General features: G+C 71.2%; 16 protein-coding genes. 5 read left to right on the top strand and 11 right to left on the bottom strand.

The annotated features are described in order from the left end of the window. Window positions 1–69: 69 nt before the first annotated feature. From ACFRKB_RS32490 to ACFRKB_RS32465, 6 genes are all read right to left on the bottom strand, one after another. A complete protein-coding gene (locus tag ACFRKB_RS32490; protein ID WP_383110205.1) occupies window positions 70–1,275 on the bottom strand; it encodes a YncE family protein in 1,206 nt (401 codons plus the stop codon). After that, window positions 1,275–2,105, bottom strand: a complete 831-nt coding sequence (locus ACFRKB_RS32485) for a polysaccharide deacetylase family protein (protein ID WP_383110204.1) — start codon at window positions 2,103–2,105, stop codon at window positions 1,275–1,277. Before ACFRKB_RS32485 ends, ACFRKB_RS32490 begins: the two co-directional genes overlap by 1 nt. Window positions 2,106–2,213: 108 nt before the next feature. After that, window positions 2,214–2,738 carry an ATP-binding protein gene (locus tag ACFRKB_RS32480; RefSeq protein ID WP_383110203.1) on the bottom strand — a complete coding sequence of 175 codons (525 nt, stop codon included), beginning with the start codon at window positions 2,736–2,738 and terminating at the stop codon, window positions 2,214–2,216. A gap of 252 nt (window positions 2,739–2,990) precedes the next feature. Further along, on the bottom strand, window positions 2,991–3,761 hold the full coding sequence (locus ACFRKB_RS32475) for an enoyl-CoA hydratase/isomerase family protein (RefSeq protein ID WP_383110202.1): 771 nt from the start codon (window positions 3,759–3,761) through the stop codon (window positions 2,991–2,993). 164 nt (window positions 3,762–3,925) lie between these two features. Continuing rightward, window positions 3,926–5,221: a L,D-transpeptidase gene (locus tag ACFRKB_RS32470; protein ID WP_383110201.1), complete on the bottom strand. Its 1,296-nt coding sequence runs from the start codon at window positions 5,219–5,221 to the stop codon at window positions 3,926–3,928. 205 nt (window positions 5,222–5,426) lie between these two features. After that, window positions 5,427–6,611: a L,D-transpeptidase gene (locus ACFRKB_RS32465; RefSeq protein ID WP_383110246.1), complete on the bottom strand. Its 1,185-nt coding sequence runs from the start codon at window positions 6,609–6,611 to the stop codon at window positions 5,427–5,429. Window positions 6,612–6,838: 227 nt separating this feature from the next. Here ACFRKB_RS32465 and glgX point away from each other — a divergent pair, with 227 nt between their 5' ends. Next, window positions 6,839–9,160 carry a glycogen debranching protein GlgX gene (gene glgX / locus ACFRKB_RS32460; RefSeq protein WP_383110200.1) on the top strand — a complete coding sequence of 774 codons (2,322 nt, stop codon included), beginning with the start codon at window positions 6,839–6,841 and terminating at the stop codon, window positions 9,158–9,160. A 30-nt stretch (window positions 9,161–9,190) separates the two neighbouring features. On the opposite strand, the gene ACFRKB_RS32455 is transcribed toward glgX, so the two are convergent. The 4 genes from ACFRKB_RS32455 to ACFRKB_RS32440 all read right to left on the bottom strand — a co-directional run bounded on the left by ACFRKB_RS32455 (window position 9,191) and on the right by ACFRKB_RS32440 (window position 13,019). Continuing rightward, window positions 9,191–9,859: a response regulator gene (locus ACFRKB_RS32455; RefSeq protein WP_383110199.1), complete on the bottom strand. Its 669-nt coding sequence runs from the start codon at window positions 9,857–9,859 to the stop codon at window positions 9,191–9,193. Then, complete coding sequence (locus tag ACFRKB_RS32450; RefSeq protein WP_383110198.1) at window positions 9,852–11,180, bottom strand: sensor histidine kinase; 1,329 nt, start codon at window positions 11,178–11,180, stop codon at window positions 9,852–9,854. Before ACFRKB_RS32450 ends, ACFRKB_RS32455 begins: the two co-directional genes overlap by 8 nt. Before the next feature lie 86 nt (window positions 11,181–11,266). Then, window positions 11,267–12,010, bottom strand: coding sequence for an ABC transporter permease (locus tag ACFRKB_RS32445; protein WP_383110197.1), 744 nt, complete (start codon window positions 12,008–12,010; stop codon window positions 11,267–11,269). A 1-nt stretch (window position 12,011) separates the two neighbouring features. Next, a complete protein-coding gene (locus tag ACFRKB_RS32440; protein WP_383110196.1) occupies window positions 12,012–13,019 on the bottom strand; it encodes an ABC transporter ATP-binding protein in 1,008 nt (335 codons plus the stop codon). Between the two features lie 185 nt (window positions 13,020–13,204). On the opposite strand from ACFRKB_RS32440, the gene ACFRKB_RS32435 reads away from it, so the two are divergent. The 4 genes from ACFRKB_RS32435 to ACFRKB_RS32420 all read left to right on the top strand — a co-directional run bounded on the left by ACFRKB_RS32435 (window position 13,205) and on the right by ACFRKB_RS32420 (window position 20,259). Beyond that, complete coding sequence (locus ACFRKB_RS32435; protein ID WP_383110195.1) at window positions 13,205–15,079, top strand: ABC transporter ATP-binding protein; 1,875 nt, start codon at window positions 13,205–13,207, stop codon at window positions 15,077–15,079. Beyond that, a complete protein-coding gene (locus ACFRKB_RS32430; protein WP_383110194.1) occupies window positions 15,076–17,028 on the top strand; it encodes an ABC transporter ATP-binding protein in 1,953 nt (650 codons plus the stop codon). Before ACFRKB_RS32435 ends, ACFRKB_RS32430 begins: the two co-directional genes overlap by 4 nt. Window positions 17,029–17,123: 95 nt before the next feature. Continuing rightward, window positions 17,124–17,750: a TetR/AcrR family transcriptional regulator gene (locus tag ACFRKB_RS32425; protein WP_383110193.1), complete on the top strand. Its 627-nt coding sequence runs from the start codon at window positions 17,124–17,126 to the stop codon at window positions 17,748–17,750. 472 nt (window positions 17,751–18,222) lie between these two features. Further along, window positions 18,223–20,259, top strand: coding sequence for a M4 family metallopeptidase (locus ACFRKB_RS32420; RefSeq protein WP_383110192.1), 2,037 nt, complete (start codon window positions 18,223–18,225; stop codon window positions 20,257–20,259). 107 nt (window positions 20,260–20,366) lie between these two features. On the opposite strand, the gene ACFRKB_RS32415 is transcribed toward ACFRKB_RS32420, so the two are convergent. Next, window positions 20,367–21,026: a TetR/AcrR family transcriptional regulator gene (locus ACFRKB_RS32415; RefSeq protein WP_383110191.1), complete on the bottom strand. Its 660-nt coding sequence runs from the start codon at window positions 21,024–21,026 to the stop codon at window positions 20,367–20,369.

The raw sequence follows: 21,026 nt of genomic DNA, 5'->3' as shown, positions 1-21,026 counted from the left end.
GGGGGCGTGTCGGTCCACAACCTTGCCTGCACGAGGACGAGTTGACGTCAGGCTGACGTCAACTCCGCGTCAGCGGAACACTCCCGTGTGTCCCAGCGAGTAGCGGCCGGGCTGCGGATAGACCGCGAGTCCGTGCGGGCCGCCGCCGACCGGGATGCGGGCGATCTGCTTGCCGCTGCGCGTGTCGATCGCGTACACCTCGGAGTCGTAACGCCCGGCCAGCCACAGCACCTTGCCGTCCGACGAGACACCGCCCATGTCGGGGCTGCCGCCGTCCGGCAGATGCCACTTCTTCGCCAGCTTGTTCTTCGTGAAGTCGAAGACGGAGATGGTGCCCTCGCCGCGGTTGGAGATGTACATCTCCCTGGAATCCCGGCTGACATACAGGCCGTGGCATCCCTCGCCCGTCGGCAGGAGCTTCGGGGTCGTGAACTTCTCGCCGTTCAGCACCCACATGCCGTGGGCCATCATGTCGGCGACGTAGAACGTCTTGCCGTCCGGCGAGATCTTCACGTCCTGGGGCATGGCGCCCTGGAAGGGCAGCTTCTGCTGGGCGATGACCTTCATCTGCTCCGTGTCGACCTTGAGGAGTTCACCGGAGAACTCGCACGAGACGATGAAGTACCGGCCGTCCGCGGAGAAGTCGGCGTGGTTGACGCCCGCGCAGGTGACCGGCTCGGTCTTCTTCACCTTCATGGTGTGCGGATCGCGGAACACCAGCTGACGGTCGAGCGAGGCCATGACGATCGCGTACTTGCCGTTGGGCGTGAAGTAGAGGTTGTACGGATCGTGTACGTCGACCGGCTCGCCCGCCTTGCCGGTGGCGGGATCGATCGGGGTGAGCGTATGGCCGCGGTTGTTGTTGACCCAGAGGGTCTTCAGATCCCAGGAGGGCACGACATGCTGCGGCTGTCGGCCGACGTCGATGGTCTCGATGACCTTGTACGTCGCGGGGTCGATCACCGAGACCGTGTCGGAGTGGGTGTTGGGCACGTACACCCGGGACGGGAAGCCCTTCACGATGGGCGAGAGCATGCCGGGCCGGTCGGCGGCGTAGATGTCCTTGGGGTCCAGTACCGGCGGCATGCCCGGCAGTCCGGCCGGCACGCTCCGCTCGGGCACGACGGGCCGGGCAGCGGCCTTGGTCGTCTTCGGCTCGGCCCGCTCGGTGTCCTGGCTCGCGCAGCTCGCGAGCAGGGCGAGGGCGGCGGCCCCCAGCAGGGCGATCGTCCGCCTGGTGAACCGCTCGGTGGTCCGTGGAGTGGGGGGAAGCATCAGGTCAGCAGCTCCGTGGTCGTCACCGCGCGCAGGCCGCGGCGTTCCAGTGCGTCGAGAAGGGCGGGCAGGGCGGCGACCGTGTCCGCGTAGCCGAAGTGCAGGCTCACCACAGAGCCGTTGCGGATCTGTCCGGTGACGGTGCGGGTGACGGCCGTGGCGCCGGGCGAGGTGTAGTCGAGGGAGTCGACGTCGTACGAGAGGACATGCGGATAGCCCGCCCTGCGCGCCAGCCGCTGGACGAGCGGGGTGGCGTGCTGGGTGCGGGAGGGGCGGAACCAGCTGCCGATGGAGCCGGTGAGCCTGCGCAGCCGCTGGGCGCAGCCGGTGATCTCCGCGTACGCAGCGGCCTCGTCCAGATCGGAGATGTCGATGTGGCGCAGCGTGTGGTTGCCGAGATCGTGGCCGCCGTCCAGGATCCGGCGGGCGACGGCGGGATGCTCGTCGAGCCAGTCGCCCACGGCGAGGACGGTGATCCGGGCCCCGGCGCGTTCCGCCTCCGCCAGCACCGCGTTGGTGGTGGCGGGGTCGCCCTGGCCGTGGAAGGTGAGGGCGACGCGCGCGCGGTCGCGGGGGCCGTGCGCGATCTCGGCGGGCTGTCCGGGGAACCGGCGCGGCGCGGGTGCGGTACGGGCCGCGGGCCGCCCGCTCCCCGGGCTGGCTTCCGTGGACGGTCCGGCCGGCGATCCGGGGGCGGATCCGCGCGGCGCACCGGACGCGGAACCGGCGGGCGTGGCGGGGGCGCTGTCCGTACAGCCGGTGGCGAGGGCGCCCGCCACGGCCGCACCGGCTCCTGCGCGCAGTGCACTGCGACGGTCGATCGGGATCACGCCCCCATTTAAGGGGGAAGGAGGGCGAAAGCCGACGATTGACCCGTTTAAGGGGACTTACGGGTCGTCACGCGGTCGCGACACGGGCCGTCGCACGAGCCGTCGCCCTCAGGGCAGCTGACGGTCGGAGACCCGCATCTCGAACCAGGTGGTCTTGCCGCGCGGCAGCAGATCCACCCCCCACCGGTCGGAGAGCCGGTCCACCAGGAAGAGGCCCCGCCCGCTGGTGTCCATCTCGTGCACCGGCATCAGACACGGCAGTCCGCGCGAGGGGTCCCGCACCTCGATCCTGATCCAGCCGCGGCGGCGCAGCATCCGTAACCCGAAGACCCGGGCGCCGGTGTGCCGTACGGCGTTGCCGACGAGTTCCGAGACGAGCAGGACGGCGTACTCGGCGGTCTGCGGGGAGAGCGCCCACTGCTCCAGCACGACGCAGTGGGTGAGCCGGCGGGCGGCGAGGGCGGATTCCGGGCGGGAGGGCAGACGGACTTCCGCCTCCGTCGGATTACCGAACAATTCCAGCGCCTTGTGCGCCTGTTCGTCACCGGCGGACGGTATCCACCGCGCTGCGGCAGCGTCGCCGCGCTGCCGCGGTTGCTCCACACCCTCCAGGCCCGCCATGCCCCCCATCATGGCCGTCCAGAGCACTCCCGGGGGCCGTTCCGGGTGAATCGACCACCCGGAATGAGCTATTCCAGGGGGCGCGCATGGCATATGCCAAGGGCAGAACTTGTGCTTGCACAACTCCCTGACCAGCGATGACGACCCGCAACGGGGTGATCACCAAGAGCGATCACGGTAAATACCTTAAGGTTCTCTTAAGGTTGCGCTAAGCCGGGCGCCGGGTTGACGCGCCGCCTTCCCCCGCCGCCAACGGGGTTACGTTCAGCGGAACTTGGCCTTCCCCGGGCCCTCCTCCACAAACGACCGCATGCCGCGCTCGCGGTCCTCCGTGGCGAACAGGCCCGCGAACCAATTGCGTTCGATCGTGAGCCCGGTGTCCAGATCCGTCTCCAGACCCGCGTCGACCGACTCCTTGGCGGCGCGCAGCGCGAGCGCGGGCCCCTGGGCGAGCTTCGCGGCCCAGGCGTGCGCCTGCTCGTACACCTCCTCCGGCGGGACCACCCGGTCGACCAGACCCATCGCCAGCGCCTCGTCGGCCTTCACCTGACGGCCCGTGAAGATGAGGTCCTTGGCCCGGGAAGGGCCGACCAGCCGCGCGAGCCGCTGCGTGCCGCCGGCGCCCGGGATCAGCCCGAGCAGGATCTCGGGCTGGCCGAGCTTGGCGTTGGCGCCGGCGATCCGGAAGTCCGCGCACAGGGCCAGCTCGCACCCGCCGCCCAGCGCGTAGCCGGTGACCGCCGCGACGACGGGCTTGGGGATACGGGCGACAGCGGTGAACGACTCCTGGAGCGCCCGGGAGCGTACGACCATCGCCTCGTGGTCCCACCCCCGCATCTCCTTGATGTCGGCGCCGGCCGCGAAGACCTTCTCGCCGCCGTACAGGATCACGGACCGTACGTCGTCGCGCCGGCCCGCCTCCTCGGCCAGCTCGCGCAGCCGGTCCTGGATGGAGGAGTCGAGCGCGTTCATCGGGGGGCGGTCGAGCCGGATCGTACCGACGCCGCCGGAGACCTCAAGATTCACGAATGCCATGCGTGCAGGTTAACCGGCGCTAACCGGCGGCGGCACGGGTACGGGTCACGGATCCGGAACTCCCGCGCGGATCCGGAGCGCCGGGGCGGAGACGCGGACGGGCCCGGTGCGCCTGGTCACGGCGCACCGGGCCCGTATCCCCGTGCGGGGAGGAGGCGGAGACCCTACTTGGTCCACTCCGACCAGGACATGTTCCAGCCGTTCAGGCCGTTGTCCGGGGCGATCTGCTTGTCCTTCGAGTTCTTCACGATCACCACGTCGCCGATGAGCGAGGCGTTGTAGAACCACGCCGACGGAGTGCCGTTGTTCCCGCCGCCGCGGATGTCCCGCAGCCCCACACAGCCATGGCTGACGTTCGCGGAGCCGAACGTGCCCGGGGACGCCCAGTAGTTGCCGTGGATGAAGGTGCCCGAGGTGGACAGCCGCATCGCGTGCGGCACGTCCTTGATGTCGTACTCACCGCCGAAGCCCACCGTCGCGCCGTTCATCCTGGTCACCGCGTACTTCTCGCTGATGACCATCTGGCCGTTGTACGTGGTGGTCGACGGGGCGCCCGCGGTGATCGGGATGTTCCTGATCTGCTTGCCGTCCCGGACGACCTTCATCGTCTTGGCGCTCGCGTCCACGGTGGAGACCTGGCTGCGGCCGATCGTGAACGTGACGGACTTCGCCTGCTCGCCGTACACCCCGGGGCGGCCCTCGACACCGTCCAGGTTGAGCTTCACGGTCACCTTCGTACCCGCCGCCCAGTACGTCTCGGGGCGGAAGTCGAGACGGTCGTTGCCGAACCAGTGGCCCTCGATCGGTACGGACGGCTCCGCCGTGACCGTGATGGCCTTCTCCACCGCCTCGGGCTCGGTGATGCCCCGGGTGAAGTTGATCGAGACCGGCATTCCGACACCGACCGTGGAACCGTCCTCGGGCGTGTAGTGGCCGATGAAGGTGTTCTTCGGTACGAGCGTGGTGAAGGTGGTGTCCTTGGCGGACTCGCGGCCCTCGGCGTCCTTGGCGATCGCGTGCACCTTGTACTTGGTGGCGCCGGCGAGATGCCGGAGCGGCTCCCAGCCCGTTCCGTCCGCGGTCAGCTTGCCCTCGACCGGATCGCCCTTGTCGTCCTCGACGGTGACCGTGGTCAGCTTGCCCTTCTCGGCCGAGACCTTGAGGGCGCCCGTGGTCGCCACCGACTTCGCCTGGTCCTTCGGGGCGATCGTCACGACGGCCGCCGACGCGGCGTTCCCCACCGTGTCCGCGCCCTTGCCGTCGCCCGCGTCACCGTCGCCCGCGCCGGAGCCACCGCCCCCGCCGCACGCCGTGACCACCAGGAGCATCGCCCCCACCATCAGGGCCAGCGGCCCCGTTCCCCCGTGTGCCCGTCGTCGTCCCGTTCCCCGTCGCGGTCCCTCGTCCCGCGCCCCCCGGCCCGACCCGGCCGAAGTCCCCGATATCGGCAGCCCATTCACTATGGTCGTCTCCCCTCGCACGGCCTGGCCCCGCCACGGCCCGCACTCCCCGCGCGTCGAGTGCACGCGCTGGCGACAGATAATCACACGGCAAGCTGTGCGGTGATCTCGCGTCTGTCACCATTCGGTCCCAACAGGCCGGGACGGCGCAGGTCATACGGGCCGTACGAGGGAACGGCCGGTGCCGGAGGGTCGCGTGGGAGCGTCAGTCCGCGGCCGGGGCACGGGCCGCCACGAGCGCCGAACCGGCCTTCCAGCGCCGCCAGTCCAGGTTCCAGCCGCCCAGACCGTTGTCGGGCGCGACCGTACGGTCATGGGAGTTGACCACTTCCACGACATCGCCGATCAGCGTCCGGTCGAAGAACCAGCCGGCCGGGGTGTCGGGGCCGCCGCCCTTCACGTCCCGCAGTCCGACACAGCCATGGCTGACGTTCTGGGAGCCGAACGTGTCGGCGGGCGCCCAGTAGTTGCCGTGCAGAAACGTCCCGGACGTGGTGAGCCGTACCGCGTGCGGCACGTCCTTGATGTCGTACTCACCGCCGAAGCCGACCGTCCTGCCGTTCATACGGGTGACGTCGTACAACTCCGTGACCACCATCTTCCCGTTGTAGGTGGTGGTCGTGGCGGCGCCCGCGGTGATCGGCACGGTCGAGACCAGCTCCCCGTCGCGCCGTACCTCCATGGTGTGCTCCTCGGCGTCGACCAGCGAGACCTGCGAGCGGCCGACGGTGAAGCCGACGCTCTTCTCCTGGATGCCGAACACCCCCGGCGCCGCCTGGACGTCACGCAGGGCCAGCTCGACCGTGACCTTCGTGCCCGGCTCCCAGTACTCGCGCGGCCGGAAGTCGAGTCGGTCGTGGCCGAACCAGTGCCCGGCGATCTCGACCGGCGGATCCGCCGTCACGGTGATGGCGCGCTCGACGGCCGCGCGGTCCTGGATCCTCCGGTTGAAGTCGAACGAGATGATCATGCCGGTGCCGACGGTGGCGCGGTTCTCCGGGGAGAAGTAGCCGATGAACCGGTCGGTGGGGACCGCCGTCATGAAGGTGGTGTGACGCGCCGAGCGGCGGCCCGCGCCGTCCACGGCCACCGCGTCGACGCTGTACTTGGCGGCCAGCGCGATCCGCGCACCGCGCTCCGGCGTCCAGGACCGGCCGTCCGCGGAGATCCGTCCGCGCAGCTCGGTGGGTTGCGCGTCCTCCACCTGGACGACCTTGACGCGCTCCAGCCGGCCGTCCGGGACCCGTACCGAGATCGGGTCGGACCGGCCGATGCCCTTCGTACCGTCCTCGGGGGTGATCCGGATCGTGTCCCCGGGGGCGTGCGACTTGCCCTCCGTGAACGATTCGGCGCCTGTGCATCCCGCCAGGCCGGCCAGCAGCCCGGTCATCAGTCCTGCCCATGTCAGGACGGCGGCCACGCCCGTCCCTGCCCGCTTGGGCTCTGTCCGCTTCAGTACGTGTCTCACGTCCCGCCCAACGACCACGCCCCTCCGGGGGAAACGTGAGGGCGGGCCCTGTTGCGGGCAGAACAGGTGGGAGGACCACGCGAGGGGAGCCACGGCCGGGACGTCGTGCGCCCGATCCGCGAGGCCGATGAGCCGCGGGAGGCCGGTCAGTGGCGAGCGCAGCCGAGCAGGAGGCAGTGCAGGAGAGGCGGAAGGAGGAGGGCAGGGAGCAGATCACGGAGCAGGGCACCGAGAAGGGGAGGGACCGGGGAAGGCCGATCCGGGACGGCAACGGTCACCGCCCCGGGCCCGGCACCCCGAAGCCCGTGGTCTGGCCGGGCGCGCCGACCCCGCTGGGGGCGCGCTACCGCGTGGGCCCCGACGGCGTCGCGGGCACCAACTTCGCCCTCTGGGCGGGTGGCGCCGAGGCGGTCGAGGTCTGTCTGTTCGACGACAGCGGCGCCGAGACCCGGCTGTCGCTGACCGAGCTGACCCATGAGATCTGGCACGGCTTCGTGCCCGACATCCGGCCGGGACAGCGTTACGGCTACCGCGTCCACGGCCGCTGGGACCCCTGGACGGGCGCCCGCTGGAACCCGGCGAAGCTGCTGCTCGACCCGTACGCCCGCGCGGTCGACGCGGCCGAGGGACACGATTACGGCCGGCTGCCCCCGGAGGTCTACGGCCATGTGCGGGACTGGCCGCAGCGGGAGGTGGCCGACACGGTACGGGACGGCCGCGACTCCGCTCCGTACGTCCCCAAGGGGGTCGTCGTCCATGACGGCGCGCCCGACGACGAGTGGGCCGACGACCGCCGCCCCAAGACGCCCTGGGCCGATTCGGTCATCTACGAGCTGCATGTGCGGGGCTTCACCAGACTCCACCCGGGGGTGCCGGAGGAGCTGCGCGGTACGTACGCGGGCCTCGCGCACCCGGCGGCCATCGGCCATCTGCGGCGGCTCGGGGTGACGGCGGTGGAGCTGCTGCCGGTGCACCAGTTCGCCCACGAGGACCATCTGCTGCGGCGCGGGATGCGCAACTACTGGGGCTACAACTCCATCGGCTACTTCGCGCCGCACGCGGGCTACGCGGCGAGCGGCACGCGGGGGCAGCAGGTCGCGGAGTTCAAGGGGATGGTGCGGGCGCTGCACGCCGCGGGGATAGAGGTCATCCTCGATGTGGTCTACAACCACACGGCGGAGGGCGGGGAGCTGGGGCCGACACTGTCCCTGCGCGGTATCGACAACCGCGGCTACTACCGGCTGCCGTCCGACGCGCGCAGATACACGGACTACACCGGCTGCGGCAACACCCTCCATGTGGTCCAGCCCCAGGTGCTGCGGCTGATCACCGACTCGCTGCGCTACTGGGTGACGGAGATGGGTGTCGACGGCTTCCGCTTCGATCTGGCGGCGGCCCTCGCCCGCTCGATGCATGACGTCGACATGCTCTCGCCGTTCCTCGCGGTGATCGCCCAGGACCCGGTGCTGCGCCGGGTGAAGCTGATCGCCGAGCCGTGGGACGTGGGCAACGGCGGCTACCAGGTCGGGTCGTTCCCCCCGCTGTGGACGGAGTGGAACGACCGCTACCGCGACGCCGTACGGGACTTCTGGCGCGGCGCCCTGCCCGATGTGCGGGACCTCGGCTACCGGCTGTCCGGGTCGAGCGATCTGTACGCGTGGGGCGGCCGGCGGCCGTACGCGTCCGTCAACTTCGTCACCGCGCACGACGGCTTCACACTGCGCGACCTGGTGTCGTACGAACGGAAGCACAACGAGGCCAACGGCGAGGGCAACAGGGACGGGACGCACGACAACCGCGCCTGGAACTGCGGGGTGGAGGGCGAGACGGACAACGCCGCGGTCAACGCCCTGCGGCGGCGGCAGTCGCGCAATCTGCTCACCACCCTGCTGGTGTCGACGGGTGTGCCGATGCTGGTCGCGGGTGACGAGATGGGCCGCACGCAGCGCGGCAACAACAACGCGTACTGCCAGGACAGCGAGGTCAGCTGGCTGGACTGGTCGCTGCTGGAGAGCCCCGGCGGGCAGGGGCTGCACGCGCTGACCGCCCGGCTGCTGGCCCTGCGCCACGCCCATCCCGTACTGCGCCGCCGCGCCTTCTTCTCCGGCCGGCCGCAGGCCCCGGACGGGCTGCGCGACCTGGCCTGGTTCACCCCGCAGGGCTCGGAGATGACGGAGGAGGACTGGTACGCGCCCGCCTCGACGCTCGGGCTCTTCCTGTCCGGCCGGGACATCCCGGGCCGCGACGCGCGCGGCGAGAAGATCACGGACGACAGCTTCCTGACGATCCTGCACGCGGCCGGCCGGCCGGTGGAGTTCGCGCTGCCGGGCCCGCCCTGGGCGCGGGCGTACGAACTGGTGGTCGACACGACGCGGGAGGATCAGTCGGAGGCGCCGGGCACGGTCTACGAGGGAGGGACGACGGTCACGGTCCCGCCGCGCGCGGTGCTGCTGTTCCGGGTGCGGGGGTGAGGGCGGGGCGCGGGGCGCGGGGGCGTACGGTCAGCCGAGGATGCCCCGGTCGTACCCGACCGCGACCGCCGCCGCGCGGTCCTTCACGCCCAGCTTGGCGTAGAGATGCGTCAGATGGGTCTTCACCGTCGCCTCGCTGATGAACAGCTCCGCGGCGATCTCCCGGTTCGACGTGCCCTTCGCGACCAGTTCGAGGACTTCGCGCTCGCGCGCGGACAGCGGCTCCTTGCCCGCGGCGGCCGGGCCGCGCACCCGTGAGACCAGCCGGGTGGCGACCGCGGGCGAGAGGACCGTACGGCCGTCGGCGGCGGCCCGTACCGCCGTGAACAGCTCCTCCCGGGGCGCGTCCTTGAGCAGATAGCCCGTGGCGCCGGCCTCGATGGCGGGGAGGGTGTCGGTGTCCGTGTCGTACGTGGTGAGGACGAGGACCTTGGCCCTGGCGCCGCGCCGGGTGAGTTCGGCGATCGCGTCGACCCCGCCGCCGCCCGGCATCCGCAGATCCATCAGGACGACATCGGGATCGAGACGGGCCGCGAGTTCGACGCCCTCGACGCCGTTCGCGGCCTCGCCGAGCACCTCGAAGCCGGGCGTGGAGTCGAACATGCCGCGCAGGCCGTCCCGTACGACGGGGTGGTCGTCGACGACGATCAGCGTGATGGGGCCGGCGGGGGCGCTGGGGTTGACGGTCTGTTCAGACATGGCGCACCAACGGTACGCGAGCGGAGACCGCCGTGCCCTGCCCCTTCTCCGACTCGACGGTGACGGTGCCCTCGATGCGCTCGGCGCGGGCGCGCATCCCGTCCAGGCCGAAGCCGCCCGTACCGGAGCGCGGGGGCAGCGCGAGCGGGTCGAAGCCGCGGCCGTCGTCCCGTATGTCGAGGCTGATCTCGTCGCCCATGTAGGAGAGGGTGACGCCCGCGCGGGTGGCCCGTGCGTGCCGGGCGGTGTTGGCGAGGGCCTCCTGCGCGATACGGAGCAGGGTCGCCGCGACCTCGTCGTGCAGCGGTTCCTCGGTGCCGGTCACCGTGAAGCGCGCCCGCAGACCCGTGCGTTCGGACCACGCCGTGACCGTCTTCCCGAGCGCCTCGGGCAGTGCGTGGTGCTCCAGCTCGGCCGGACCGAGGTTCTGTACGGATCTGCGCGCCTCGCCGAGGCTGTGCCGGGCGAGGGCGGCGGCCCGCCCCAGATGTTTCTGGGCGACCGCCGGGTCGGGGGTGGCGGTGACCGCCTGGAGCTGGGTGATGATGCCGGTGAGGCCCTGCGCGATGGTGTCGTGGATCTCGGCGGCGAGCCGGCGCCGCTCGTCGGCCACGCCCGCCTCCCTGGCCTGGACGAGGAGCTGGGCGTGGAGTCCCGCGTTCTCCGCGAGCGCCTGCTCCAGCCGGGCGTTGGTGCGTTCCAGCTCGGCGATGGTGGCGGCCTTCTCCCGGACGTTCTCGGCGTCCCGGGCGGCGAGATGGCCGAAGATGAGCACGAGGGAGCAGTGCAGCAGGAAGAGCGCCACGAAGACGAACGCCTGGAGCGGGGACGTCGGAGGCAGTCCGCCGGACTGCGAGCCCGCCATGGTGACGGCGGTGACGAACATGCCGGCGCGGACGTACCGCCGGGGCAGCAGCCGGTCGGCGTCGAAGTAGCCCAGGATGGCGTAGATGGAATAGAAGGGGTGCAGCCAGGTGAGCGCGAACGCGAGGGCCGTACGGGTCACGAAGTAGAACCGGGCGGGCCCGGACCCGACAGGGCCCAGGGTCCGGTGCCACCACAGTTGGAGCGCGACGGCCGCCAGCAGCAGCGCGGCGCTCGGGACGGGCGCGCGACGGCTGTCGACCATGACCGAGATGGTGGTGGAGAGGGCGAGCGTGGCGTACGGGCCCCAGCGGTGGAACTGCTCCCAGCGCTCCTCCACGGAGACGGACGCGGGCGTCCTCGCGGAAACCGTGCTGGGAGCCGTTCCGGGCGGCGTCGCGGAAGCCGTTCCGGGCGGCGTCGCGGGAGCGGGCGCGGGGGCCGGGGTGCCGGGCATGCCCACAGTGTGCCCGCGCGCCGCCGCCCTGGCACCGCTCACCTGTTCCCACTCATCGGTTCACTCCCACCCGTTCACTCCCCCCGTCACTCCCAGCGGAACCAGCGTGCGGCGGCCCCGGTGAGCAGGACGGCCCACAGAGCCGTCACCGCGAGATGCCCCCACCCCGGCCAGCCGCCGCGCATCGCCTCGTCCAGCGCCATCGACGCGGCGCCGAAAGGAGTGAACTCCACTATGCGCTGAAGGATCTCGGGCATCGCCTGCACGGGCACCCAGACCCCCGCGGTGAACATCGCGGGGAAGAACACGGCCGAGCCGATGGCCCCGGCGATCTTCTGTGTGCGGGAGAGCGCGCAGACCGTCGCGCCCAGGGCCAGGGCGCTCGCCGTCGCGATGACCAGCGCCAGGGCGTAACCGGCGAGCTGGCCGGGCAGCCGTACGCCGAAGGCGAGCCGGCCCACCACGATCACCAGGACGGCCGAGCAGAACGCGGAGAGGCCGTGCAGGACGAGCTGGGCGGTGAGCAGCGAGCCCGGCCGTACGGGCGTGGCCGACATCCGGCGCAGGATGCCGCGCTCGCGGTAGCCGGTGAGGACGGGCGGCATGGCCTGGATTCCGCCCATGATCAGCGCGAGCAGGACCGCGACGGGGACATAGAGGTCGATGACCCGTCGCCCGCCGATGGCGGGGTCGGCCTCACCGAAGGAGGGGATCAGCCCGAGGATCGTCGTGAGGATGGTGGGGAACAGGACGACCCAGAACAGGCTGCCGGGCTCGCGGGTGAAGAGGCGTGCCTCGGTCTTGAGGACGGCGGTGGACGCGGATGGCATGTCAGACCCTCTCTCGGTCCGTGGCAGGGGCGGTCTTCCGGTCCGCCGCGTCGGTGGCCGGCTCGGCGGGCGCGGCGGGCGCGGCGGGCTCTGTCGCGGACTCGGTGGCGGGCGCCGTCCCCGTGAGGTCGAGGAACGCGTCGTCCAGCGTCGCCTCGGTGACCCGCAGCTGACGGGCGGTGATGCGGTGACGGGCGAGCAGGGTGATCACGGCGTTGACGGTCGTGTCCGTACCGTTGATCACGACACGGCCCCCCTGGGTCTCGACGGACACGGCCTCGGGCAGCGCGGCGAGTTCCGGGTCGTCGAGCGGGTGCGAGGGCGTGAAGGAGATGACGGTGGAGGCGGCCGACCGGCTGATCAGCCCGGCCGGGGAGTCGAGCGCGGCCACCCGCCCCTTGTCGATCACGGCGATTCGGTCGCAGAGCCGGTGGGCCTCCTCCATGAAGTGGGTGACGAGCAGGACGGTCACCCCGGAGTCCCGTACCTCCTCGATCAGACTCCAGGTGTCGCGGCGGGCCCGCGGATCGAGGCCGGTGGTCAGCTCGTCCAGTACGACCACACGCGGATCGCCGATCAGGGCGAGCGCGATGAACAGCCGCTGCTTCTGGCCGCCGGAGAGCTTCGCGAACCGCTTCGTCAGCTGGGTGGTGAGGCCGAGGCGTGCGGCCAGGGGCCGCCAGTCGGCGGGGTGCGGATAGAACGAGGCGTACAGCTCCAGCGCCTCCCGTACGGTCAGTTTGGGCTGGAGCTCGCTCTCCTGGAGCTGCGCGCCGAGCAGCTGGGTAACCCGGTCGTGGTCGGCGGCCGGATCGAGCCCGGCCACCCGGACCGTGCCGGCGTCGGGGACCCTGAGCCCCTCGACGCACTCCACGGTCGTCGTCTTGCCCGCGCCGTTGGGCCCGAGAATCCCGAAGATCTCCCCCTCCTCCACCGCGAAAGAGACCCCGTCCACGACGGTCCTGCCGCCGTACGCCTTGCGCAGTCCGCTCACTTCGACAATCGCCATGTGCCGAGGTTCCCGCCCGGCGGGCGCCCGGGACATCGGCCATCGCGCTCGAACGCGTATCGGCCGATCGGTTGATGCGCGCATACGACCCCTGGTGACGGCTCCGCCCACCGGTGGCAGTGATAACGGGTATGACGGGAAAACCACATGAGCGATGTCAGTGGCGAACCGTAGGCTCGCCCTTGATGCCCGAAACACATGCAGCCACCAAGGACCGGTCCTCCGTTCGCTCTCTGCTGCGGCTGTGGCCGTACGTACGACCGGTACGCGTACGCCTCTTCAGTGCGGCATTTGTCGCGATCGTCGCTTCCTGTCTCGGGCTGGTGTTCCCCCTCGTACTGAAATGGATGGTGGACGGGCCCGTCGCGGACGGGGACACCGGGGGCATCTGGCTCGGGGCGCTGCTCCTGCTGGTGCTGGGGATCGTGGAGGCCGTGCTGTTCGGTTTCCGCCGGTGGCTGGTGGCGCGGCCGCTGGCCGGTGTGGAGGCGGCGATGCGGGCCGATCTCTACCGGCATCTGCAACGGCTGCCGGTGGCGTTCCACGACCGGTGGCCGTCGGGTCAGCTGCTGTCGCGCGGCACGACGGATCTGATGCTGCTGCGGATGTTCTTGGCGTTCCCGCTGACATTTCTGCTGGTCAACGCGACGACGATCCTGGTGGGCTTTCTGATTCTGCTGATGCAGGACTGGTCACTGGGGTTGGTGCTGATGATCCCGGTGGTGCCGCTGGTGATCCTCTGCTCGTTCTTCGAGTCGCGGTTCGCGCTCGTCGCGCGCCGGGCGCAGGACCAGGTCGGCGATCTGACGACGGTGGTCGAGGAGGGTGTGCTCGGCATCCGGATCATCAAGGGGTTCGGCCGCCATCGCAGCCAGTCCCTCGCCTTCCGCGCGCTCACCCGGCGGCTGCGGGAGACGGAGCTGGAGAAGGCGCGGCTGCTGGCCGGCATCTGGGCCGTGATCATGACCATTCCCGAACTGGCCATCGCCGCCGCGCTGGTGCTGGGCGCGATCCAGGTCGCGGACGGCGGACTCTCGACGGGCACGCTGGTCGCCTTCCTGTCCACGGCGCTGGCGCTGCGGTGGCCGGTGGAATCGATCGGGTTCCTGCTGGCGATGAGCCAGGAGTCCGCGACGGCGACCGAGCGGTTCTTCGAGGTGATGGACGTACGGGAGGAAGAAGAGGCGGACGCGCCGGGGAAGACCTCGGGGAGCGCGTCCGGAGGGCCCTCGGAGCAGGAAGCCGGGGGCGGGGACAGGGGCGAGAGCGGGGGCGGGAGCGGGCTGCGCTTCGAGGGCGTCTCGTTCCGGTACCCGGACGCGGAGGCGGGCTCCACGCCCGTCCTGGAGCGTATCGATCTGCACATCAGACCCGGCGAGACGATGGCCCTCGTCGGGGCCACCGGCTCGGGCAAGACCACGCTGACCGCGCTCGTACCGCGTCTGCACGAGGTGACCGCCGGACGGATCACGCTGGACGGCGAGGACATCGCGCTGATGCCGCGCGAGCGGCTGCGGGAGCTGGTGTCGGTGGCGTTCGAGGAGCCGACGCTGTTCTCCGCGAGCGTCGGGGAGAACGTGCTGATGGGCGCGGAGGCCGCCGACGAGGACGCGCTGCGGCGGGCGCTCGACGTGGCCCAGGCGGGGTTCGTCGAGGATCTGCCGCAGGGGGCCGGGACGGAGGTCGGCGAGCAGGGGCACAGCCTCTCCGGCGGTCAGCGCCAACGGCTCGCGCTGGCACGGGCGGTGGTCGGCCGGCCGCGCTTCCTGGTGCTCGACGATCCGCTGTCCGCGCTGGACGTGCATACGGAAGCGCTGGTGGAGGCCGCGCTGCGGCAGGTGCTCAGGGAGACCACGGCGCTGGTGGTGGCGCACCGGCCGTCGACGGTGCTGCTCGCGGACCGGGTGGCGCTGGTCTCGGGGGGCCGGATCGCCGCCGTCGGCACCCATCAGGAGCTGCTGCGGAGCAGCGAGGAGTACGCGTGGCTGATGTCCGGGGCGGAGCGGGATGCCACGTCAGCGGCCGCTTCCGGAGCTGTTGTTGAGGAGAGCATCCGATGACGACGTCGACCACTACGGGCCAGGGCGCGACGGGCCCGGACGCGAACGGCCATGACGCGAACGGCCGTGATACGAACGAGCCCTTCGAGCTCAAGAGCAAAGGGTCCCTCGCGTCACCCACCGAGGCCGACGCCACCGAGGCCCACACCACCGCGGCCGACGACCCGTTCGGCCGGGACGCCCTGCCCGCGCCCCCGGGCGCGACCGGCGCTCTGCTGCGGTCGTTGCTGAAGGTCCGGCGCGGCAGGGTCGCGCTGGCCGCGCTGCTCCTGCTGCTCCAGCAGGCCGCCTCCCAGGCCGGCCCGCTGATCGTCGCGTACGCCATCGACCGCGGTGTGCCCGCCTTCCGTGACGGCGACAACGGGCCGCTGTACGCCGTCGGGGCGGGGTATCTGATCTGCGCGGTGGGCTCGGGGGCGTTCCAGTACGCCTTCATCCGGGTCTCCGCCCGGGTCAACCAGGACGTACTGCTCGATCTGCGCGGCCGGATCTTCCGTCATGCCCAGGCCCTGAGCCTGGACTTCCACGAGCGCTATACCTCCGGGCGGCTGATCTCCCGGTCGACCACCGATGTGGAGTCCCTGCGCGAACTGCTCGGTGAGGGCCTCCAGGAACTCATCGGGGTCGTGCTGGCCTTTGTGTACATCTCGGCGATGCTGCTCTATCTGGACATGGGGATAGGGTCGCTGGCCGTGTTCTCGTTCGTCCCTCTGTATCTGCTGGTACGGCTCTACCAGCGGCGGGCGGGGGTGGTCTTCGGCCGGCGCTCCACCGCGATCGCCGCCGTGATCGTGAAGTTCGCGGAGACGATGAACGGCATCAGGCCGGTACAGGCGTTCCGGCGCGAGCGCGCCAATGACGCGGCCTTCCGCACGCTCAATCACCGCCATGAGCGCAGCAACGGCGACGCGCTCCTGGAGATGGCCCGGTATGTGATCGGCTCCCGGCTCGTCGCCAACACCGCCGTCGCCGCGATCGTCCTGTGGGCCGCCTACCGGGTGGCGGACGGCACGCTCGCGCTGGGGGTGCTGGCCGCGGCCGTGCTGTATCTGCGCAGGCTGTACGACCCGATCGACCGGCTGGGGATGTTCCTCAACTCGTACCAGTCGGCGGCGGCCTCGATGGAGAAGATCGCGGGTCTGCTGGCCCAGACGCCCACGGTGCCCGAGGCGTCGGACCCCCGGACGCTGCCCGCGCTCACCGGCGAGTTCCCCGGCCGCGAGGCCGTCTTCGACGGGGTGAGCTTCGCGTACCGTACGGGCGGCGAGATCCTGCCCCGCTTCGACCTGACGATCCCGGCCGGCCAGACGGTCGCGGTCGTGGGCTCGACCGGCGCCGGAAAATCCACACTGGCGAAGCTGCTGGCGCGGTTCTACGACCCGACGGAGGGCCGGATCCTTCTCGACGGTGTGGATCTGCGGGAGCTGGACACCCCCGAGCTGCGGCGCGGGGTGGTGATGGTGACCCAGGAGGCGTTCCTGTTCTCCGGCACGGTCGCCGAGAACATCGCCCTGGGCCGCCCGGACGCCTCCCGCGAGGACATCGAGCGCGCCGCGCGGGCCATCGGCGCCCATGAGTTCATCAGCGGACTGCCCGACGGCTACGACACGGACGTACGCAAGCGCGGCGGCCGGATCTCCGCAGGCCAGCGCCAGCTGGTCGCCTTCGCCCGCGCGCTGCTGGCGAATCCGGCGGTCCTGATCCTGGACGAGGCGACCAGCTCCCTCGACATCCCGGGCGAACGCGCGGTCCAGCGCGCGATGGACACGGTCCTGCGCGGCCGTACGGCCGTGGTCATCGCGCACCGGCTGTCGACGGTCGAGATCGCGGACCGGGTGCTGGTGATGGAACACGGCCGCATCGTCGAGGACGGCGCCCCGAAGGACCTCATCGCCGGCACGGGCCGCTTCGCGGGCCTCCACCGGGCCTGGCGCGACAGCCTGGCCTGACCCTGCCGCAGAGGAACCCGGCCGCAGAGGCCCCGGCCGCGGGGGGACCTCGGCCGCAGGGTGGAACGAACGCGCTGCCCGATTACCCTGACCTGGTGAAGACCACCGCGCGGCAGCACTCGGACGGCGACCCGGAGGCCACCCTCGGCACCCGCGAACGGGTCGTCAGGGCGGCCTCGCGGCTGATGCAGCGGCGGGGGTACGACGGGGCCGGGATCAAGCAGATCGCCCAGGAGGCCAACGCCACCCTGGGCTCCGTCTACCACTTCTTCCCCGGCGGGAAGCAGGAGTTGGCCGTCGCCGCGATCGACCACGGCGACCGGGAGTTCGCCACGATCCTGCGTGAGGTGCTGGAGGGCGAGCCCGACCCGGCCCAGGCGGTCATCGCCTGCGCCGACAGCCTCGTGACGGGCCTGCGCGCCTCCGACTGGATCGACGGCTGCCCGGTCACGGCCACCGCCCTGGGGACGGCCGGCCGCGCACCCGACATCCAGCGGGCCGCCGCCCTGGCCTTCGAGCACTGGCGCGGGCTCGTGGCCGACGCGCTCCGCCGCGCCGGCATCCCCGACGAGGACGCCCTGAGCCTGGGCCATACGGTGATCAGCACGCTGGAGGGGGCCGAGTTCGCGGCCCAGGTGTCCAGGAGCGACGAGCCGCTGCGTACGGCGGGGACGCATCTCGCCCGGCTGATCAACTCGTACCGGCCCGCCCAGGACCGCTGAGTCCCGGGGCCTCCACGTCCCGGGGCCTCCACGTCCCGGGGCCGCTGAGCCGGGGCCGGGCCACTCACCGCGGGCCGCGTCCGCCACGTACCGGTGTCCGCCACCGGCCGCCGATGGTACGAAACGAGCCACAATCCGAAGCGATCGCGTCACGGCACACCGGCACCTCGCGCCCCACCCCGTTCACAGTCCACAACGTCGCGCGACGCTCGCCGGATCTCCGCACCTGTCCGGATCCGGCGCCGCGAACCCCCGGAAACACCACCGCAATGATCGACGAAACGTCCGCTTAACGAACAAGACCTTTCGGGCAGCGGACGAATTCCGGCCAACTTGTTGACGCGCTCCTGACAGCGAGCCGTCACGCCTGCCACTCTTCCCCCGTTCTCCGCACCACCTTGCTCCGCGTGCACTGTCCGGACGGCCCACCGAGCTGCCCGGTACCGGTACCCCCCTCGCAGAAGGAGTTCGCGTGAGACCCACGCTCAGCCGCCGCGCCACCGCGACCGGCGCTCTGATCGCCGCAGCAGCTCTCCTCACCGTCGGTGTCCAGACCGGCACCGCCTCCGCCCAGCCGGACAGCGCGCCCGCAGCGCCCGTCGCCGGCAAGGCGGACCCCGGAGCGCTGCCGCGCACCCTCTCCCCCGCCCAGCGGACCGCGCTGATACGCGAGGCCGACGCGACCAAGGCGGCCACCGCCAAGGAGCTCGGCCTCGGGGCACAGGAGAAGCTCGTCGTCCGCGATGTCGTCCAGGACGTCGACGGCACCACACACACCCGGTACGAGCGCACCTACCAGGGCCTTCCGGTCCTCGGCGGTGACCTCGTCGTCGCGGCGACGAAGGCGGGCGCGACCGAGTCCGTCAGCAAGGCCTCTACGGCGGCGCTCAAGAACGTCGCCACCACCGCCGACATCGCGCCGGCCGTCGCCGAGAAGCAGGCACTGGGCGCCGCCGCCGCGGACGGTTCGAAGAAGACCGAGGCCGAGCGCGCGCCGCGCAAGGTGGTCTGGATGGCGCAGGGTTCCCCGACCCTCGCCTACGAGACCGTCGTCGGCGGGCTCCAGGACGACGGCACCCCCAACGAACTGCATGTCGTCACCGACGCCGCCACCGGCAAGAAGCTCTACGAGTGGCAGGCCGTCAACAACGGTGTGGGCAACACCCAGTACAGCGGTCAGGTCACCCTCGGCTCCACCCAGTCGGGGTCGACGTACAACCTGACCGACGGTGGCCGCGGCAACCACAAGACGTACAACCTCAACCGCGGCACCTCCGGCACCGGAACGCTCTTCTCGAACTCCACCGACACCTGGGGCAACGGCACCCCGTCCAACCTGGAGACCGCGGGCGCCGACGCCGCCTACGGCGCCGGGGAGACCTGGGACTACTTCAAGAACGTGCACGGCCGCACCGGTATCCGCGGTGACGGCGTCGGCGCGTACTCCCGGGTCCACTACGGCAACAACTACGTCAACGCGTTCTGGCAGGACAGCTGCTTCTGCATGACGTACGGCGACGGATCGGGCAACGCCAAGCCGCTGACCTCCATCGACGTGGCCGCGCACGAGATGTCCCACGGCGTCACCGCCGCCACCGCCGGTCTGATCTACAGCGGCGAGTCCGGCGGTCTGAACGAGGCCACCTCCGACATCTTCGCCGCGGCGGTCGAGTTCTACGCCAACAGCCCGCAGGACCCGGGTGACTACCTGGTCGGCGAGAAGATCGACATCAACGGCAACGGCACCCCGCTGCGCTACATGGACAAGCCGAGCAAGGACGGCGCGTCCAAGGACTACTGGTACTCCGGTATCGGCAATGTCGATGTCCACTACTCCTCGGGCCCGGCGAACCACTGGTTCTACCTGCTCTCCGAGGGCAGTGGCGCGAAGGTCGTCAACGGTGTCTCGTACGACTCCCCGACCTCCGACGGGCTGCCGGTGACCGGCATCGGCCGGGCCAAGGCCGAGCAGATCTGGTTCAAGGCGCTCACCACGAAGTTCACCACCACGACCAACTACGCGGCGGCCCGTACCGGCACGCTCGCGGTCGCCGGTGAGCTGTACGGCACCACCAGCCCCGAGTACACGGCCGTCGCGAACGCCTGGGCCGGTATCTCGGTCGGCACCCGCCCCGGTGGCGGCGGCGGGGGCGGCACGGTCTTCGAGAACACCGCAGCGATCGCCATCCCGGACAACGGCGCCGCGGTGACCTCGTCGGTCACCGTCTCCGGAGTCACGGGCAACGCCCCGTCCAACCTCCTGGTCGGCGTGGACATCACGCACACCTGGCGCGGTGACCTGGTCATCGACCTGGTCGCCCCGGACGGCACCGCGTACCGGCTGAAGAACTCCAGCGGCAGCGACTCCGCGGACAATGTCGTGGAGACCTACTCCGTGAACGCCTCGTCCGAGGTGGCCAACGGCGTGTGGAAGCTGAAGGTCCAGGATGTCGCGGCGCAGGACACGGGCCGTATCAACAGCTTCAAGCTCACCTTCCCGACGAGCTGAGCCGTACGACAGCACGACCGCACGACCGCATGACCGCATGACCGTCCGTACGATCGGCGGAACCGCCCGGGGTGTGACGACACCCCGGGCGGTTCCGTCTGTCGTGGCTACGCCTCCTGCCGGGCGTGACCGGCCGGGTCGGCGGCGCGGACGAGCTGGCGCAGCGCGCCGTAGAACACCTCGTGGTCCACGACGGCGGGCAGGATGGCGGCGAGATGCCCGGTCAGTACGGGGAACTCCGCCGGATCCAGCGCCGCCAGCGCGGTACGGGTCACCGCCAGCGAGGACTTCGGATCGCGGTGATCGACGAAGGTCGCGCTGCCGAGGGTGAGCAGATACATCCGGCGGTACGCGGTGATCGCCTCCTCGGGCGTCATGCCCGCCCGGATGCTGTCGGCGAGCTGCGGCTCCACCAGCCGCCCCAGCAGCTGCGGCCCGAGCCACGGCCGGCCGCCGCGCAGGGCGAGCAGCCCCGGGTGGGCGGTCAGCGACTCGTAGAGCCGGCGGAAGCGGATCTCGGTGGCACGGGCCCAGCCGGTGCCGGGCGGGATGTCCGGCACATCGGCCGCGAGGTGGTCGGCGCAGAGGTCGAGCAGCCCGGCGAGATCGGTGCAGCGGCGCTGAACGGTGGCATGGGCGACACCGAGGCGGGCGGCCAGCGTACGGAAACTCAGGGCTCCGGGACCCTCCTCGTCGACCAGCGCGAGCGCTGTCGCGGCGATACGGCCGGGGGTGGCGGAGTCGAGGGAAGCGGATTGCCGGGGCAT

The sequence above is a fragment of the Streptomyces scopuliridis genome (assembly GCF_042790125.1).
Classification (GTDB): domain Bacteria; phylum Actinomycetota; class Actinomycetes; order Streptomycetales; family Streptomycetaceae; genus Streptomyces; species Streptomyces scopuliridis_A.
This window is presented reverse-complemented; position numbering and strand designations above follow the sequence as displayed.

Bases quoted from the DNA above. Each gene is read 5' to 3' on its own strand.
- ACFRKB_RS32490 (WP_383110205.1), bottom strand. From the start codon at position 1,275: ATGCTTCCCCCCACTCCACGGACCACCGAGCGGTTCACCAGGCGGACG.
- ACFRKB_RS32480 (WP_383110203.1), bottom strand. From the start codon at position 2,738: ATGATGGGGGGCATGGCGGGCCTGGAGGGTGTGGAGCAACCGCGGCAG.
- ACFRKB_RS32475 (WP_383110202.1), bottom strand. From the start codon at position 3,761: ATGGCATTCGTGAATCTTGAGGTCTCCGGCGGCGTCGGTACGATCCGG.
- ACFRKB_RS32465 (WP_383110246.1), bottom strand. From the start codon at position 6,611: ATGACCGGGCTGCTGGCCGGCCTGGCGGGATGCACAGGCGCCGAATCG.
- ACFRKB_RS32455 (WP_383110199.1), bottom strand. From the start codon at position 9,859: ATGTCTGAACAGACCGTCAACCCCAGCGCCCCCGCCGGCCCCATCACG.
- ACFRKB_RS32450 (WP_383110198.1), bottom strand. From the start codon at position 11,180: ATGCCCGGCACCCCGGCCCCCGCGCCCGCTCCCGCGACGCCGCCCGGA.
- ACFRKB_RS32445 (WP_383110197.1), bottom strand. From the start codon at position 12,010: ATGCCATCCGCGTCCACCGCCGTCCTCAAGACCGAGGCACGCCTCTTC.
- ACFRKB_RS32440 (WP_383110196.1), bottom strand. From the start codon at position 13,019: ATGGCGATTGTCGAAGTGAGCGGACTGCGCAAGGCGTACGGCGGCAGG.
- ACFRKB_RS32435 (WP_383110195.1), top strand. From the start codon at position 13,205: ATGCCCGAAACACATGCAGCCACCAAGGACCGGTCCTCCGTTCGCTCT.
- ACFRKB_RS32430 (WP_383110194.1), top strand. From the start codon at position 15,076: ATGACGACGTCGACCACTACGGGCCAGGGCGCGACGGGCCCGGACGCG.
- ACFRKB_RS32415 (WP_383110191.1), bottom strand. From the start codon at position 21,026: ATGCCCCGGCAATCCGCTTCCCTCGACTCCGCCACCCCCGGCCGTATC.